The organism is Desulforhopalus sp. IMCC35007 (genome assembly GCF_005116575.1).
Lineage (GTDB): Bacteria > Desulfobacterota > Desulfobulbia > Desulfobulbales > Desulfocapsaceae > Desulforhopalus_A.
The window spans coordinates 176,301-193,841 of record NZ_SWCN01000007.1; the positions used below are offsets into that span (position 1 = coordinate 176,301).

The window sequence follows — 17,541 nt, forward strand, 5'->3', positions numbered from 1 at the left end:
TCGCTATATTTCAGGTGTTTTCAGCGAGCCTCTCTGTCGTTGCAATCGCATATATCTGCCCGGACTCATTGACTAAACTTGTTGAAATTATCGTGGCTGTGACGATTTTACCGTTTTTACAGATGCGTTGTGTCCGGTAAGGCTCCAGAATAGCTGCTTGGCTCAACTGTCGTACTCTGGCCAGCGCTTCTTCTCGAAGTTGTTCCGGGATAAAGTCTTGAGCATGCATAGTCAAGACTTCACCTTGATCCCAGCCGTACATCCTTTGCGCTGAAGGATTCCAGGCAAGAATGGCTCCATTGAGATCCTGAACGATCATAGCGTCGTTGATATCTTTGAAGACTGCTGCCAGGTGACTCAGCATATTCACTTGGGCAATTGTCTCCTGATTCTTCCTGCTTTCAGTGATATCAACAAAGGTTATAACCGCACCTTCTATGACATTATTGAGGGTACGGTATGGCTGGATACGCATCCTGTACCACTTACCTGTAGTTGTCTGGACATCAAGTTCCTTGGGGATAAGAGTATCCAGCACGGCTTGAACATCTTCTACGAGGCTATTGTAGTCCGCAAGATTAGACACAATATGACCCACGGGCCGACCCACATCACTATGTATCAAATTAATGATTCGCTTTGTAAAAGGTGTGAAGCGAAGGACGCGTTGTCGAAGATCAACAAAGACGGTAGCAATACCGGTACCTGCCAGCAGATTGTTCATGTCGTTGTTTGCCTGGGACAGGTCTGCAACTTTCGTCTGCAATTCTGCATTGACTGTTGCCAACTCCTCATTGACCGACTGCAATTCTTCTTTTGAGGTTTCTAGTTCCTCATTTGTTGATTGCAGCTCTTCGTTAACCGACTGCATCTCCTCGTTTGAGGATTTGAGTTCTTCGTTAGAAGCATCCAGATCCTCAATAGCACTCTGCAGGTATTCTTCTTTGATGCGAAGCTCCTGCCTGAGTCTCTGGTTGTCAAGTTCTATGGGTTGCCCTGCTGCGAGGTGAGGTGTGTCGGACTTTTCATTAGGAGTAGATGCGGGGACAGGGTGAATGTGATTCTGATCAAAGTGAGAAGCTTCTTCAAATATGATAAGAAAGAGTGCTTGTTCGTTTGTTGCTTTAGATTGCTGATATACCGGATGGACACTCATATTGACGCTGGTAAAATCACCGTTGGTCTTTACCTGAAGCCCAGAATGGTGCACGATGCTATTTTTTACTGCGGCTTTCTGCAGGGCCGAATTCAATGAAGGGCCGAGTCCTTCGCGAGCCATTCTGAGGACGTTTGTGCCAATCTCCCCGGGTGACAACTCAAGATACATGCCGGTACGCCCATGTAGATAGATAATGTCACCTTTTTTGTTGACGAGTACAGCCACCGGTACAACCTGTTGCAGGATTGTTTGCTCGGTAAGATCACGCAGGGGCAATCTTTCTGGATGGGTTGTTTTTAATACACTTTGAGGCAGCGTTGTTTTCACTTCTGTCGTTGGAAAATAAAAAGGTCCAATCGAAGTGCCGGGATATCTCTCAAGGTCGTCTTTACGCTTGTAGAGTTTTGCTTTTCGGTCGATGGTGGAAAATAAACTGTCAAAGTCTCCAATAGTCTCGGAGCTGCCGAGAAAAAGCACTCCACCTGGCTTCAATGCATAGTGGAACAAAGGAATGAGTTTCTTCTGTAGATCAGCATTAATATAGATCAGGAGATTTCTGCAACTGAGCAGATCAAGTTTTGAAAACGGCGGATCTTTGATCAAATTCTGTTCTGAGAAGACCAGCATGTCCCGGATAACTTTGTTGATCCGGTATGCACTACCGTCGGGTTCGAAGGTAAAAAAACGTTTGAGACGTTCTGGTGAGATATCTGTGGCGATACTGGCTGGATAGATACCTGCACGGGCCGTATTGATAGCATGGCTGTCTATGTCGGTTGCAAATACCTGCACCTGGAAACTCTGTTTCAACGATTCCATATGCTCCTGGACAAGGATAGCCAGGGAATAGGCCTCTTCACCGGTGGAACAACCCGGGGCCCATACTCGAATCGTTGACCCTGGCGGCTTGCCTGCAAAAAGATCTGGAATGACGTGCTGTTCGAGTGAGTGAAATGCTTCTGGGTCTCGGAAAAAGTTTGTTACACCTATCAATAAATCACGAAAAAGAGCCTCTACCTCTTCCGGTGTCTGTCGCAGGAAGGTAATGTAATTTTCAATTGCCTCAATCTGCTGGACTGCCATCCGGCGTTCGATGCGACGATTCACCGTATTTGTTTTGTATTGGGAAAAGTCGTGTCCGGTTCCCGCCCGCAGAAGGATAAAGATTTTTTTAAGAGCATTGTCAGCCTTTGCCGCCGGTACCTTGCTGAAGGGGGCATTCATGCCAAAGGTTTGTTCGACATACCCAATGAGCTGGTTGGCCATCTCTTTAGGTTGCAGTTCATAATCCACCAGACCAGTGGCAATCGCACTACGCGGCATGCCATCAAACTCGGTGGAAGTCGGGGACTGGACCATGACCATTCCACCTTCACCCTTGATTGCCCGAACCCCCAAGGTGCCATCGCTGCCGGTGCCGGAAAGTATTATGCAGATAGCTCGTTCACGCTGATCCAGGGCAAGTGAGCGAAAGAAGAAGTCAATGGGTAATCGCTGGCCTCGCGGCATTGAAGGTTCCAGTAATTGCAGGGTTCCATCCATAAAAGCCATATCATAACCAGGTGGGATGATGTAGGCACAGTTTGGCTTTACGACCACTCCATCCTCCACTTCGAAGACCTTCATACGGGTGTAGCGCCTGATGAGATCAGATAAAATGGACTTATGATCCGGGGCCAGATGCTGGACCAGAATAAAGGCCATCTCGGGATCACGATCAGTCGGCATTCCTGAAAAGAAATCTTCGAAGGCGGCAAGCCCTCCTGCAGAAGCACCTATTCCGACGATCGGAAAGTTGGCAGTGCTTTTTCCAGCTGCTTCATCCCCATCACATGTTTTACCTTCAATCTGTTTTAAGGGAGATTTCTTGCTTGTTTTTTGGGTGTTTTTTTTGTTGGCGGGCACAGTGCTTGTTCCTCGAGAAATTGGACAGGTTACAGGTACAGGGAGTACAAGACAGCAACGACAGACCCGCAATGTAAAGCTGGGCATTTCAGGGAATCTGCGCCCTCATTCTCCGAGAAGAAACATATTAGATATTATACAATACCTCACCGTGAATGTCCAAATGTACCGGGGCTTCCTGTTTTGCAACAAGGATGGTCCTGAACGTACCATCAGCTGAGACAAGTTAATTGAAATAAACAGGATTTTCCATGAGCCGTTTTTTTCTAAGATGGTCAGATCCTGATCATATCCATAGAAGTGAAGCCGCAGATCATCGACGAGCAGGGAATCTCAACGACCACGGGTGTCACGGGCATTGACCACGATGCTGAGGTCGTTGGGCTGGGGTAACGCGAGCCTCCAATTGTTCGTGCAGTTCTTTGAGTTTGTTCGGGTAGATCATTGTGAAAATATCGTCACTTTTGATAGCAATCACAAGTAAATCGTCGCAGCCGAACCGATCGCGAAAACTGTAGTCTGTTGTCTGATTTTGTCGTATGGCTGCAAAAGGTTTTTGTTGGATCTGTCTATAGTAAGGCGACCTGCTGTGAGCCTGACATAACGATCACAATCATCACCACAGCAAGCACCGGAAACCGAAACTGGATAAGAGGACGGGTCCACGCCTCGAATATGGATTCAATACGGTTTTTCATATTCAGTACATCCATTGAGCAAGGAAGATAACGCTTTTCCGGAATATTTTTGGAGTTAAGGTCCTACGATACCTGTGCTAGCAGCCCAGAGAAAGGAGCCATACTCTCTGTACAAAAAAGAACTATTTTTTGTGCAGAGAGCATGGCCTTTGATAGTGAATTGTTCCGTTATTTACTCTTTAGAGATGCACTCGGCTGGACATGAAGCGATGGCCTCATCAACACAATCTTCATCACCGTCGGCACCATCGATAACAATGGCTTTATCACCATCATCGTTCATCGCAAAAACAGAGGGACACATTTCTACGCATGATTCACATCCCAAACATTCTTCTTCATCAATAATTACAGTTGCGGCCATGTTGTTCTCCTTTTTTTATTAAAAAAGCTTTCAATAGTACACCGGATACTTTTCCGGGTACCTTATTAATAATGCGACGTTTCTCACCTTTTTACATAAATCAGATGATAAACCCGCATCACTTCACGCAACATATTCGGGGAATTAATTGCCGGCCATCATCGCCTTAATGTCTTCCTCGACTGTGCCAATCGGCTTAATATTAAATTTCTCCACCAGTACCTTAGCTACATTGGGTGAAAGAAACGCAGGCAGCGTTGGCCCAAGACGAATTCCCTTTACCCCAAGAAACAGAAGGGCCAGAAGTACGGCTACCGCCTTTTGTTCATACCAGGCAATATCATAGGATATTGGCAGTTCATTGATATCCTCCAGGCCAAAAACTTCTTTGAGCTTAAGGGCAATGACAGCCAGCGAGTAGGAATCGTTGCATTGACCCGCATCAAGTACCCGGGGAATACCGCCAATATCTCCCAGGTTAAGCTTGTTGTAACGATATTTCGCGCAACCAGCGGTAAGAATCACCGTATCTTTTGGCAGATTTTCAGCAACTTCCGTATAATAATTCCGATCTTTCTGACGTCCATCACACCCTGCCATAACGACAAAACGCTTTATAGCACCGGATTTTACAGCATCCACAACCTTGTCGGCCAAGGCAATGACCTGATTATGGCCAAAACCACCGACAAGGGTTCCGGTTTCAATTTCGGTCGGAGGCTGACAGGTTTTCGCTTTTTCAATGATAGCTGAAAAATCCTTGGTACCCCCCTCCGGACGGTCGGCAACGTGTACAGCTTTTTCATACCCTACAACACCTGTGGTATATAGTCGATCGAGGTAGGTGTTATTTTTACGTAAAGGCACCAGACAGTTGGTTGTCAACAGAATAGGACCGTTAAAAGATTCAAATTCGGTATTCTGATGCCACCAGGAACCACCATAGTTGCCAACAAAATGATCATATTTTTTAAAGGCGGGATAGTAGTTAGCGGGCAGCATCTCACCATGGGTATACACGTCCACACCTGTGCCTTCTGTTTGTTTAAGCAGTTCCTCCATGTCCTTGAGGTCGTGACCGGAAATAAGGATTCCGGGTTTTGTGCCGACCCCGAGGTTTACTTCGGTTATCTCCGGGTTTCCATAGGACGTTGTGTTGGCCTCATCGAGTAAAGCCATAGTGTTGACTGATGTTTCGCCAGCTTTCATGACGAGGGCAATCATTTCCTCAACAGGTAAATCCTTGGTCGTTGAAGCCAGTGCTTCCATGAAAAAATCATTGATCTGATCTTTATGAAAGCCCAGGATAGCAGCATGATCGGCATAGGCAGCGATGCCTTTCAGGCCAATAATCAATAACTCACGCAGGGAACGAACATCTTCATTTTCAGTAGATAACACACCAACTTCTTTTGATTTTTCTCCGTACTCGGCCTCAGAGGTTGCAGTCCAGGTGGCCGCCTCAGGAAGAGCGCCATCAAAATCCTTACCGTTCTTTGCCTTGTATGCCGCCAGAAAACGATCCCTTATCTGATCCCGACGCTTAAGGCCATCTGTAATCATTGCGGTGAACCGGGCATCATCCCAATTTGCATTGGTTATAGTGGCAAACAGACTCTGGGCGATAAATTCATCATTAACCCGGTCAGGACTGCCCAACTCTTTCAGCTTTTCACCGTAAACGGATATTCCTCTGAGCACAAAAATTAATAAGTCCTGAAGGTTCGCTGTCTCCTCGGGCTTACCACAAACTCCCTTTATTGTACAACCGGTGTTTTTGGCAGTTTCCTGACATTGAAAACAAAACATGGTTTCCTCCCTCTTGCTATATATGTTTCTTCATTTTAAGGACCTTGTTTCCGACAAAGTCCTCACTATTGTACAACCTCAAATACTTTTCATCTACGCCTCAGTGGATATCATACATACCCGTTTTCTTTGTGCTTTTCAGCAATTACCTCAGCCATGTTCGTAAGGGCAAGATAGGTGTCTTGACGAGGGACACCTTTGCAGAGAACAGGATCAATAACTTCAACCTTGAGGTTGGGGATCATCCCGGCAAGGGTCTCAACAGTTTTACCCCCCCAGCCATAGGACCCGATAATGGAGAGAAATTTGGCATTAGGACGCAGGGCGTTGGCTAAAAAAGTGGCATAGGCTGCATATGGATGTGGCCCTGCTAAAACCGTCGGTGTCGCCACAACAATAGTTGCCGCATCAACAAGAGACATGGCTAACTTACCGATGTCGGTGACGGCCAGATTAAAGGGTTCAACCCGCACACCTCTCTCTACAAGTGCAGTAACCAGATGATCAACCATCAACTGTGTACTGTGATGCATGGTTACGTGGGGTAAGACCACCGTGTTTTTGGGTGCTCCCAGTGCCCATTCCTGATATGCATCGATAATAAATTTTGGCCGCTGAAATATCTGTCCGTGCCCGGGTGCAATCATTTCAATCTCGTAGGCTGCAAGTTTTTCCAGATTCTTTTGAATCACTTTTCTAAACGGCATCATGATTTCGGCGAAATAGCGTTTGGCTGCCTCGTAAACTCGTCCTTCGTCTGTGACGAAAAGGTCGCTTGAAGCAATATGTGAACCGAAAAAATCACAACTAAAAAGGATCTTGTCTTCCTCCAGATAGCTCACCATGGTCTCTGGCCAATGTACCCAGGGAGTGTGGATAAACGTTAAGGTTTTATCGCCCAGAGAAAGTTTTTCTCCATCTGCAACAGTAACGAAGTAATCCTCCGGGATCATTAACAGATCGGTGAGCATCCCCTTGGCTTTAGGGGTACAGACGAGTTTAGCCTCCGGGAACTTTTCAAGGACCTGCAGAATAATACCGGAATGGTCCTGTTCGGCGTGCTGCGAGATAATATAGTCAATCTTACTAACACTCTCAAGCTGTTCCATGAACTCCTTGACCATATGAGGTTCATCAGAATCCAGCAAGGCAGTTTTTTCACTTCCTTCAATGAGATATGCGTTGTAACTGGTCCCGTCAGGAAGAGGCACCAGAGAATCAAAGAGACGACTGTCCCAATCAACAGATCCCATCCAGTAAATATTGTCTTTTATTTTTCGTCGAAGCATTTTACACCTCCCAAGATGTATTGAAATGAAATAGCGTTGTTTTGTGTGTAGCACATCGATCAATTACAGCAATTATTGTGACGAAGCATCATCGCTGACACTTTTATGAAAGCGATTGAGCAGCTGATGAAGGTCAAGTTTATACTCCTCGGCAACTTCTGCCAGGGTATGAAATGCCTCAGCAGGACACCCCACACACAGCAGCCCCATATCCAAAAATATCTGTAGTAGGCTGGGGTGTGTTTCCAGAAGTTCCTTAACCGTCATAAGGCTTGATATATCTGTTTTTGCTACCATCGATCATTCCATTGTTACCATTTGGATCTTACAAATATTTACCCGATACATTCAAGGAGCATCACACTGACAATGCCAAACATAAAAAACAATGTTGTTTTCTGACCACTGTTGTTGGTCACTGCAGGCATCAGCTCACTTGCGGAAATATAAATCATTAACCCTGCCGTGGCACCAATCAATAAAGACATGGTTTGGGCTGAAATTTGACCGAATATATAGCGAGCAACAAAAAAGCCTGCCACGATAGGCAATGCGCTCATTGAAGACATGACAAACGATTTCAGACGGTTCCCGTACGCATAATAGTGAGGGGCTGATGTGCATATACCTTCGGGAATATTGTGAATCGCTATTGCTAATGCCACCACAAGGGAATCCCCCACATTTGTTGAGCCACCTATACCAATGGCCATGCCTTCCGGAAAATTGTGCAGAAATATCGCCAAAATCAGAAAATTCGCGGTATGACCCATCTGGCACTCATTTTCCCCACATGCCGAACATTCATGTACGTGAGGGAAAATGCGGTCAAGCAGCCATATGGCGGCAGCTCCGAGAACCAAGCCGGACACGCACGTCATGGTAGAACCCAGGCGACGACTTTCAGGAATCAAATCGAGAAAAGAGACAGCCAACATTATCCCAGCAGCAAAATAGAGCATATTTTGAATATAAACCGTGGATGGCTTTTTCAAGACGCCGATACCTGACCCTATGACCGGTCCTATGGCAGATAATCCAACGATCATAAATTCCTGCGTCATCCTCTTCTCCTGTTTGTTTTGCTGGTGACTTGTTAAAAACAGCGTCAACATCCCAACGAAATCTATAAAAATCATGTGGCCTGCAGGGTGAACGTTTTGATGAGAAGCGAAAAACTGTAAAATAAATATCTGAGTTTCAAATCAAAAAGTTCATCAGAAAATCAAGCCAGGTTCCACAATGTTAAGGAGTAAGATAGCCTGAATCGTTGTGTCTTTCTTTGTGCTGGAACAAACAGGGTCGTATTTTAATACAATAGTTATCAAAGAAAGGGGTGAAGAGGGGCAGATTGGCAATTTTTCAACCTGACCGCAACTCATCGCCCTCACTGAAAACAACCAATGCGTGGGGATCTTTTATAATAATTTTTTCACGACCGGATTTAATCCATCCTTTTTTTTCCCAGCTACTGAGAATCCGGCTTACGGTATGAAGGGTGGTTCCGGAATAGTCCGCAATATTCTGCCGGCTAAGAGGGATATCAATGTGAATCCCTTCAGCAGTCCGTATCCCGGCCCGTCGCATAAGTCGAAGCAGAGTTCGGGCTATACGCTGATCTACCTGTTCACTGCAAACCTCAAGGTAACGGTGTTGGACGTCATCAATACGATCAAAGACAACGCCGAGCAGGTTAATTGCAATAGCCGGATATTGCTGGATCAATGCCAGTATGGTCGTTTTATCCCAGGCAGTAACTTCAGTTTCGTCAATGCATTCAGCGGTTGCAGGATATGGTTGATTTCTAAGAACAGCTATAGCTGCTGCCAGTTCCCCACAACCTATATACCTGAGAATTACTTCTTTTCCTTGTTCACTGAACAGCGTCAATTTCAAGCGGCCCCGATGTACCAAGTAACATCTTTTTGCCAGGTCACCTTGATGAAACAGTATGCTTTTAGATTCAAAGATCGTTTGTTGACCTTTCTCAAGAAGGTCAGCGAGCTGTACACTCGATAAACCTTCAAAAATCTTGGATTTGTCCAGGCTGATCAGCATAGGAATTTTTTTCCCTTTTGAGTGGCTGCGATTAAAAAAACTATACAAGGGGCTGGCCGTCTATCAAACGAAAAGTTTCTCTTATCCACCCTTATGAAGTGTTTCTGCACGCTATAAATACTTCTCTGCAGAGAAAACACAGCTTCGGTTATAATTTCAGACATCACCCTTTTTAAGCTTCACAACATATGTGAGGGCAGAGTATCCAAGCCGTCGATACCTCCCCGCATAGTACCAACGATCAGTGATAACACTCAACATCCATTGATTGTACCCAGATCTCAACCTGAACAGAGAGCAGTGTGTATTACATATACCTTTTTCCTGAAATATCAACAGGTAGCTTGGTATTCACCTTGGACCAGTCCCCTCTCCTCACGGTTATCCTGTTGGCTCGCCATGTTCGCTCTCTTCACCCATCGGGGTTTTGATATACAATAGGTATGTCAGCAAAATATTCCTGATGATTTTCATACAGGCCATTGGGAATGACGGTTAGACCACAGGAAGAGGCTCTATCGTGGTAAGGAAAAAGGTCCAAATCACGTTGTTGCTACCCTGGCAGCAGCGGTTGTCGAGAAAGGCGGCTGGCCCGAAACACTCTACGCCGAGTGGCCGATTCAATATGTAGACAAGATGATCTCCAACAGATCTAAACCGGGGAGCCTGTACCAGATGAACAGACGTGAAGACTCCCCTCCGCCATCAAGGCCAACTATCTGCCCGGCGTATCAAGATGATTGCGAATCTTCAGAGGTACCTTTACATTTAACGCCTAAACCGAACCAGAAAATTGATATTATAGCCATGGCAAATAGCGTTAATGCAACCGGATGAGAAAAAAGAATCGAAAGGTCTCCGTCAATGATATTGAGGGATTGAGAAAGGGAGAGTTCAAACCTTTCACCGAGAAAAAAAGCGATTACAAAGACTATCACAGAATACCCGTAAGAACTCATCAAGTACCCTAAAAAAGCAAAGACAAACATCACAGCAACCCCGAACATCCCGCCGGTTGCAAGATATACCCCTGTCATACAGAGTAACAGGGCCGCTGGGAAAATTATAGACTCGGGGGCCTGTATAACCTTTGTCCAAAGCCGAAGTCCCAGTAAACCCGAAAAAAGATTGAGAATATTTGCCATAAGCAGAGTGCCGAACAACCCATAAATGAGTTGTCCCTGTTCCTGAAAAAGAAGAGGACCCGGTTGAATACCGTGGATCATCAATGCGCTGATAATAAGTGCTGCAGCGAGATTTCCCGGAATCCCCAGAGTAAGCAGAGGGATAAGGTTCGCTCCGGCAACAGCGGAGTTCGCAGACTCCGTGGCAGCGACACCATGGATGTTCCCTTTACCAAAACTCTCCGGGTCACTTGACGCCTGTTTGGCCGTTGCATAACTGAGAAAAGAGGCGGCCGAGGAATCAAGGCCAGGAATAGCACCAAGTATTGTTCCTATAACCGAGCCTCGTAAGATCGTATATCTACACTTCCAAAACTCAACAAAACTGACCCGCCGATCTGCCTTGTTTTGAGCTTTGGAAATAACAATGGCTGATTCGATTTTCCCTCGAATACCTGCCATTCTGCGTAACACCTCAGCCACGGCCAGCATACCCAGAGCCATTGAAACCAGAGGGACACCATCATATAACTCAAAATAACCAAAGATAAATCTCGGGCTACTATTTTCAGGATCAAGGCCAACAGTCGCGCAGAGCAGTCCAAGTCCGGCAGATGCTATTCCTTTTGCCACGGAATCCCCCACCAGTCCTGCGATAATGGAAAAGGCAAAGACCATGAGGGCAAAAATTTCAATGGGTCCCATTTTCAGAGCAACCACAGCGATGAAAGGAGCCACGGTTATCAGAATAATATCACTAAAAGCGTCACCTGTTACCGAGGAGTAGAGAGCCATCTTGGTTGCTTTTTCAGGTTTTCCATTTTTCGTCATTGGATACCCGTCTAAAGTCGTGGCTGCGGCATCCGGAGTACCTGGCGTATTAATGAGGATTGCGGGAATAGCCCCACCCACAAGCCCACCTTTGCTTACCCCCATGAGAAAGCCAATGGCGGGTAATGGATTGAGGGTAAATGTAAATGGAATAGCAATGGCCATTGCCATAACAGGCCCGATACCTGGAATGGCTCCAACCAACTGGCCAACAATGATACCCAGCCAGACAAAAAACAGGTTATACAGGCTGAGTGCGTCGGCCAAACCTGCCAGAATAGTATGTATATCAATCATCTGAGATGCCCTTGGGTACTTACATTTCGATTCATGACAAAAATCCAGGCAGAGGTCTTTGCAGGAGATAATCTACACAAAACCAGATAAACCCCGGTAGCAGAATAACACCAATACAGAGCCACCCCCATCGTCTCTCACCAACCATCCACATGAGCACAAGCATCAGTAAAGGGGCGGCGATCAAATAACTAAAGGTCATCAGCCATACTCCAAGAGCCCCAATGCAAAAAATCAGCAGAGCTCTTAAAGCCAAAGCGGGATCAAAGTCCACCCCACCCTTTGGAAAGATCGAATGCAGCGCCCCAGAGAGTATTATGATAACAGCCGCAAGAGATGGGAGCGTTGCCGGTTTCAGCCACCCGTAATCAATAACTTCTATCTGACCTGGAATAACAAATAACAGTACAGCAATTCCAAAAAGTGACACCAATATGCCTGAAATGCGATTTTGCATGAGTCCAACACCTATTGCATTATTGCTGCTGAGTTGTTGCCGCTTCGACAAGCGCTTTGATATCAACAGCTCCCTGGCTCATCATTGTATGTGTGCCTTGGGGCCCCAGATTATGAGCAGTGGCCTGCATAGAATTCAAAAGACCCTGTTTGACACTATCTGAATTAATGGCTTCATCAAATGCTTTAGCCAGAGCGGCTTTTACATTTTCAGGTAACCCCTTTGGAGCTGCAATGTAGAAGTAAGGCTCCAGATACAACTCAAAACCGTTTTCTATGAGTGTTTTCGCATCCGGTGCACAGGCTTGTCTGTCCTTACTCATTGAAGCGATCATTTTTAAATCACCGCTTTCAATATATTTTACATGTTCCCCTGCGGTACAACCAACATCCACGTGGCCACCCAGAATGCTCTGAACCTGCTCTGCCCCACTTTTGTGTTTCACAAACTTGAACTTCACCTCTGCATCCCTGGCAACAGGCTCCAACACCATCTGCTGTGGCTTGGCATCAAACGCAACTGCGATTCCACCTTTCTGGTTTTTGGCGTAGGCTATAAGCTCTTCAAGGGTATTGTACGGTGCATCGGCTTTTGCAACCATTGCAATTTCACCTCGCATGATTGTAGCGAGGTAATCAAACGTATCGATATTGAAAGGAATCTGATCCCCTCTCGAAGCAAGATTGAGAAAAATAGGCATACTCACACCAAGACCCAGGGTCAGGCCATCCGGTTTTTGCCTCATAAGCGAAGAGAACATGGCAATGCCACCACCTCCGGGTTTATTTTCAACCACGATATTCCAACCGGTATTCTCTTCAATCTTGGCTGCAACCAATCGTCCCATAATATCCGTCGAACCCCCAGCACCAAAGCCGATTTGAAGGGTAATAGAATCCTTTGGAGACCAATCCTGCCCGTGACCAAGAGATGGTACAATCATCATGCACGCAAGCACTACAATAGAGAGTAACTGTTTCATCAACTTCCTCCTGAATTTACTGTTTCGTTTCAGCTGCGGCAAAACCGCACCAGAGAGTAGCTACTGTTCACCATCATCGGTATCAGAGAGCACGCAAAGGGCCGAAGAGGTCTGATAGGGAACAACTCCTTCCACAAGACTCTCAGATCTTGCACCTCTTGGAGAAGCGCCTTCAACCCTGAAATCAACAACATTAATTGGTTTAATATCAACTTCCTGCGGTACATCAACCTGGGGAATATACTCATAGGGGTATCTGTAGGCCCGATACACCATGTTCATATTAAAATGTTTCCCCCAGTAGGGTGAGATGTACTCCCAGACCAGCTCATACCCCGCTGTCACCTCTATAAGCCGTCCACCGCTTCCCTCCGTAATAAGGGTGTTGCCGTTCGGTAATCTTTGTGCAGAACTGATGAACGGGCTATACAGACGGTTGGAATCAGTCGGGTGCACAAGACCCGCCTCTTGGGGCGTATATTGCCAGACGATTTTCAGCGATACCGGATCAAACTCAAGCACTCTTGAATAATCCCGCAGTACATTCTTGGTTCCCGCAGGGCTTGCTGGATGGCAGCCACCGTATCCGGCCCAGCCTCCGTTGTCATACACGAGAATATTACCTTCACCCGGAAGACCTCTCGGGATCATATGGGCGTGATGCTGGCCAATGATCCACCCAAGATCTTTTTCCGGGGTATGATCATAGTAAGGCCCTACCTTCCAGACAATCTCCCCGGTCGCTTTGCTGATTATGAAAATGATATTGGTTTCCCGGCCATCCACTATAATATTGTCAGGATGAAAACGTGCGTCTCCGGCGTCAAACCATTTATTGGGTCCCAAGAGTGACATGGAGTTGAGATGCATCCAGTCTCCCATACCTCCGCCGCACGGCCTCATATTCGGGTCGCGTGACAGAGCATTTCGTGCATCTTCTCTAAAACCAAACTCCTCGAAATGATCGCTGCATTTCCATTCCCAGAGAACATCTCCATCCCAAGAAACCTCATATACTGTATCATCGAGGAGATTTTTGTCGCTGATGGCCTTGCATCTGGTGTTTTTGTGGCCAAGGAGCATGGTCTTTCCCGAATCGATCTGCGGTGCCATTCCAGGCACATAGTATCCGACCGGATTCCCCTCACGCTGAAAATCATGATGAACCCGTGCCATCCACTGCGGCTCCTCCCCGGGATCATCAATAAACTCATACTTGTTGAATTTCCAGACGACCTTGCCATCCCAGTCCACCTGTATAAGATCACGATAATCCTGCATGCCGTACAGGGTCGAACGTTCTCCCGTATGTCCGAGAATCTGTCCACCGGGCAGGAGTTTATTCGGAAATCCATGGAGGCCACGCCATAATTTGACCTCCCCCCCATTCATATCAATAATCAGCGCGCCATGCTCTTTTGCCTGGAACACCGTGTAACCGTTAAAACACCTTGAAGAGTCGTATACGGTTGCTCCTGTTGGGTATACACTTGGATATGTCATTTCTCTCTGTTTCCTCCGCCAGGCACAGATCTCAGGTGATAGTCTCACCATTTGCTCTTCTCTGCCTGATTATTTCTTCTAGAGCGTTAAAATGTTCTTTCATTACCGCTTCAGCTTTTTCACCATCACGGCTCTTGATATGTTGGTAAAAGAGTTCATTGAATCGAACATCTTTTCTGGCTGTTTCCAGATCTGGTTCTTTATCGAGAACCTTCTGAAAGACATGAACAAGTGCACCCATCAGCCCACTGATAAAACTGTTGTGGCAGGCATCAGCAATTAACTTATGAAAGCCTATGGCCCTGGTCTGGTCAGGGTCTCCTTTTTCAATAGAAAGATGGATAGCCTTTATATATTCTTCCATAATGGCAAGATCGTTTTCAGTTCTTCGCCGTGCTGCAAGGCGGGCAAGTCCCGGCTCAAGAAGCTGTCTGAACTCGGCAAGATCAGTTACGGTCACTCCACCAAACAAAAATGCGTTGGAGACTACATCGACCATTTGATCAGCTCCAGGCTCAGCAATAAAACTCCCCCCAAATATGCCTCTTTTCTTTACAATCAGGCCTTCACTCTCCAGCTCTCGCAACGCCTCCCGGGCCGAGACCTTGCTCACCCCGTACTGTTTGGCTATTTCAACCTCGGGCGCAAGTTTATCTCCCGGCTTGTACACACCATCCAGGACAGCCTGCTTCAAGTCGCTCTTAATTGTGTCTGAAATTCTCTTCCTGGGTGCTGTTGAAGATGACACGCATACTCCACTGTCAAAAGTTAGTTCTTTAAAAGTTAGTTCTTTTATTCATCGCTATACTTCCAGACATTTTTTACTTTGTCAAGATACCAGATCAGGTGTTTTTTACGCAGTGGAGGAGGAACAGAGAGGTAAAAGGGCACTGCTGTTTGGAAATCAATTACACGGTCGGTCAGGTTCAGACTATTGCTGCTGAAACTTTCAAGGTTAAAGATAATTTTGTGAAATTATAGAGTGTCGCAAAGCATCCGTTATTGATGTGCAGTATGTATTTAGCGACGAATCCGGCCCGCAGCTTTAAAAATGACTCATGAGAATGCAGATGTTTGGAGTGCTTTTCTATGTTATAAGGATGTCGTTTATAATGATGAAACTCTAACTGAAACCGAAATTCCTAAGGTTGATATTTATGAAAGATTCTGACTCCTTTGTGAGTGATTTGCGCTTTACACAGGCAAACCGGGAAGCATTTTGGGCGGTGGGACTTGCAGTTTTAAACTTTCTCTGGTGGTACACCACCGCCTATGGATTCGGTTCAAAGCCTGCCGAGAATTATACTTATGTATTGGGTCTACCTCTGTGGTTCATGTTGAGTTGCGTTGGAGGACTGGTTCTTTTTTCACTTTTTTCCTGGTTAATGGTTCGGCTTTTCTTCCGGGAAATGTCTCTGGATGATTACCTGCCAGAGAATGACGTGGAGGGAAAGGGATGAATATTCAGGTTCTTTTACCTCTGATCATCTATCTGGCGGTGATGTTTTCTCTTGCGTTCTACAGCCGAAAGCGACTTTCCACTTCCGGGAATTTTCTGGAAGAGTATTTTATCGGAAGCCGAGGTATGGGTGGATTTGTCCTGGCAATGACTCTGGTCGCGACCTACACCAGTGCCAGCAGTTTTGTTGGAGGCCCTGGTGTGGCCTATAAAATGGGGCTGGGCTGGGTCCTGTTAGCAATGATTCAGCTGCCCACGGCATGGCTGACCCTGGGGGTTCTCGGGAAAAAATTTGCAATAATTGCGCGCAGGGTAAATGCGGTGACTGTAAACGATATTCTTCGAGAGCGTTACCAAAACCGCTGGGTCGTCATTTTAGGCTCATTGAGTCTGGTCCTATTCTTTATCGCCGCCATGGTAGCACAGTTCATCGGCGGAGCCAGGCTTCTTGAGGGAATGACAGGAATTTCCTACAATACCGGGCTTATAATCTTCGCCTCCACCGTCATTCTCTATACCTGTATCGGCGGTTTCCGTGCCGTGGTCCTTACAGATACGGTACAAGGCATAGTTATGATGATCGGTACCGTGGCATTGCTTGTTGGCATTTTGCACGCCGGAGGAGGCATGGAGGCTACGGTCACAACCCTTAGAGAGATCGATCCCGCCTTAGTGACTCCATTTGCTCCCGACGGATTTCTCGCGAAACCTTTTATCATGTCCTTTTGGATTCTTGTCTGTTTCGGGGTGATTGGCCTTCCTCATTCTGCTGTTCGCTGTTTCGGCTATCGAGACAGCCGTTCAATGCACACAGCAATTGTTTTGAGTACAGTGATAGTAGGCGTAATCATGCTGGGCATGCATCTATCTGGAGCTTTGGGAAGGGCGATTTTGCCTGAGATCACAGTAGGTGACAAGATCATTCCAGCAATCACCCTGACGGTGCTTCATCCGGTGTTTGCCGGAATTTTTATTGCCGGCCCTCTGGCTGCAATAATGTCCACCATTGACTCTCAGTTGATTTTGGCCTCTGCGGCGATCGTAAAGGATTTGTACCTCAATTACATCCGCCCCTCAGAAAGTGAAAAAGCAGAAAAGGTGGTGAAACAGCTCGGCTCCTGGACCACATTATTAATAGGGCTCATTGTCTTTTTAGCGGCCTTTCGCCCCCCGGATCTCATTGTATGGTTGAACCTGTTCGCATTCGGTGGAATGCAAGCTGCATTTTTATGGCCTATGGTACTTGGGCTATACTGGAAAAGAGCTAACGCGACTGGGGCTCTCACGTCCATGGTCTCTGGGCTTTTTACATATTTTTATATGGTCTCCTACGTAAAACGGTTTTACGGTATGCACGTAATCGTCCCCACTTTGGCAATTTCGCTGGTTATATTTGTGGTAGTAAGCCTGGTAACACAACGGCCGGATACAGACATTCTGAAATTGTTCTGGGGACGGGATAGAGTCAAAAAAAGTTAGGAATACAAGTTACCAGGGTTTGAACTGCCAGCAACAGAACTGTCTGTTGCTAGGGTGAATAGCGGGGCAAACGTAAGTGATAGCTTCAGTGTGGTGGCAATGGTCAGGTGATACCTAAAAGGTGAAT

Annotated in this window: 14 protein-coding genes; 2 read left to right on the forward strand and 12 right to left on the reverse strand. The window is 46.3% G+C overall.

The genetic code is table 11. The features are described from left to right. Positions 1 to 10 precede the first annotated feature (10 nt). From FCL48_RS09600 to FCL48_RS09655, 12 genes are all read right to left on the reverse strand, one after another. On the reverse strand, positions 11 to 3,064 hold the full coding sequence (locus FCL48_RS09600) for a chemotaxis protein CheB (RefSeq protein ID WP_240744804.1): 3,054 nt from the start codon (positions 3,062 to 3,064) through the stop codon (positions 11 to 13). Positions 3,065 to 3,934: 870 nt separating this feature from the next. After that, on the reverse strand, positions 3,935 to 4,126 hold the full coding sequence (locus tag FCL48_RS09605; protein ID WP_136872054.1) for a ferredoxin: 192 nt from the start codon (positions 4,124 to 4,126) through the stop codon (positions 3,935 to 3,937). A gap of 144 nt (positions 4,127 to 4,270) precedes the next feature. Then, a complete protein-coding gene (gene hcp, locus FCL48_RS09610) occupies positions 4,271 to 5,935 on the reverse strand; it encodes a hydroxylamine reductase (protein ID WP_136872055.1) in 1,665 nt (554 codons plus the stop codon). A 110-nt stretch (positions 5,936 to 6,045) separates the two neighbouring features. Then, positions 6,046 to 7,224, reverse strand: coding sequence for an FprA family A-type flavoprotein (locus FCL48_RS09615; RefSeq protein WP_136872056.1), 1,179 nt, complete (start codon positions 7,222 to 7,224; stop codon positions 6,046 to 6,048). 72 nt (positions 7,225 to 7,296) lie between these two features. After that, on the reverse strand, positions 7,297 to 7,521 hold the full coding sequence (locus tag FCL48_RS09620) for a DUF1858 domain-containing protein (protein WP_136872057.1): 225 nt from the start codon (positions 7,519 to 7,521) through the stop codon (positions 7,297 to 7,299). A gap of 38 nt (positions 7,522 to 7,559) precedes the next feature. After that, entirely contained in the window at positions 7,560 to 8,363 is an 804-nt protein-coding gene (locus FCL48_RS09625) for a ZIP family metal transporter (protein ID WP_136872058.1), read from the reverse strand. Positions 8,364 to 8,586: 223 nt separating this feature from the next. Beyond that, complete coding sequence (locus tag FCL48_RS09630) at positions 8,587 to 9,282, reverse strand: Crp/Fnr family transcriptional regulator (protein ID WP_136872059.1); 696 nt, start codon at positions 9,280 to 9,282, stop codon at positions 8,587 to 8,589. A 731-nt stretch (positions 9,283 to 10,013) separates the two neighbouring features. Next, positions 10,014 to 11,534: a tripartite tricarboxylate transporter permease gene (locus FCL48_RS09635; protein WP_136872060.1), complete on the reverse strand. Its 1,521-nt coding sequence runs from the start codon at positions 11,532 to 11,534 to the stop codon at positions 10,014 to 10,016. A gap of 31 nt (positions 11,535 to 11,565) precedes the next feature. Beyond that, a complete protein-coding gene (locus FCL48_RS09640) occupies positions 11,566 to 11,991 on the reverse strand; it encodes a tripartite tricarboxylate transporter TctB family protein (protein ID WP_136872061.1) in 426 nt (141 codons plus the stop codon). A gap of 19 nt (positions 11,992 to 12,010) precedes the next feature. Then, on the reverse strand, positions 12,011 to 12,973 hold the full coding sequence (locus FCL48_RS09645; protein ID WP_136872062.1) for a tripartite tricarboxylate transporter substrate binding protein: 963 nt from the start codon (positions 12,971 to 12,973) through the stop codon (positions 12,011 to 12,013). Between the two features lie 60 nt (positions 12,974 to 13,033). Further along, positions 13,034 to 14,476 carry an aryl-sulfate sulfotransferase gene (locus tag FCL48_RS09650; RefSeq protein WP_136872063.1) on the reverse strand — a complete coding sequence of 481 codons (1,443 nt, stop codon included), beginning with the start codon at positions 14,474 to 14,476 and terminating at the stop codon, positions 13,034 to 13,036. Between the two features lie 31 nt (positions 14,477 to 14,507). Then, positions 14,508 to 15,224 carry a FadR/GntR family transcriptional regulator gene (locus FCL48_RS09655; protein WP_136872064.1) on the reverse strand — a complete coding sequence of 239 codons (717 nt, stop codon included), beginning with the start codon at positions 15,222 to 15,224 and terminating at the stop codon, positions 14,508 to 14,510. A 409-nt stretch (positions 15,225 to 15,633) separates the two neighbouring features. Here FCL48_RS09655 and FCL48_RS09660 point away from each other — a divergent pair, with 409 nt between their 5' ends. Beyond that, on the forward strand, positions 15,634 to 15,936 hold the full coding sequence (locus FCL48_RS09660; protein WP_136872065.1) for a YhdT family protein: 303 nt from the start codon (positions 15,634 to 15,636) through the stop codon (positions 15,934 to 15,936). Then, positions 15,933 to 17,414, forward strand: coding sequence for a sodium/pantothenate symporter (gene panF / locus FCL48_RS09665; protein ID WP_136872066.1), 1,482 nt, complete (start codon positions 15,933 to 15,935; stop codon positions 17,412 to 17,414). The genes FCL48_RS09660 and panF overlap by 4 nt, the downstream gene beginning before the upstream one ends. Positions 17,415 to 17,541: the final 127 nt, after the last annotated feature.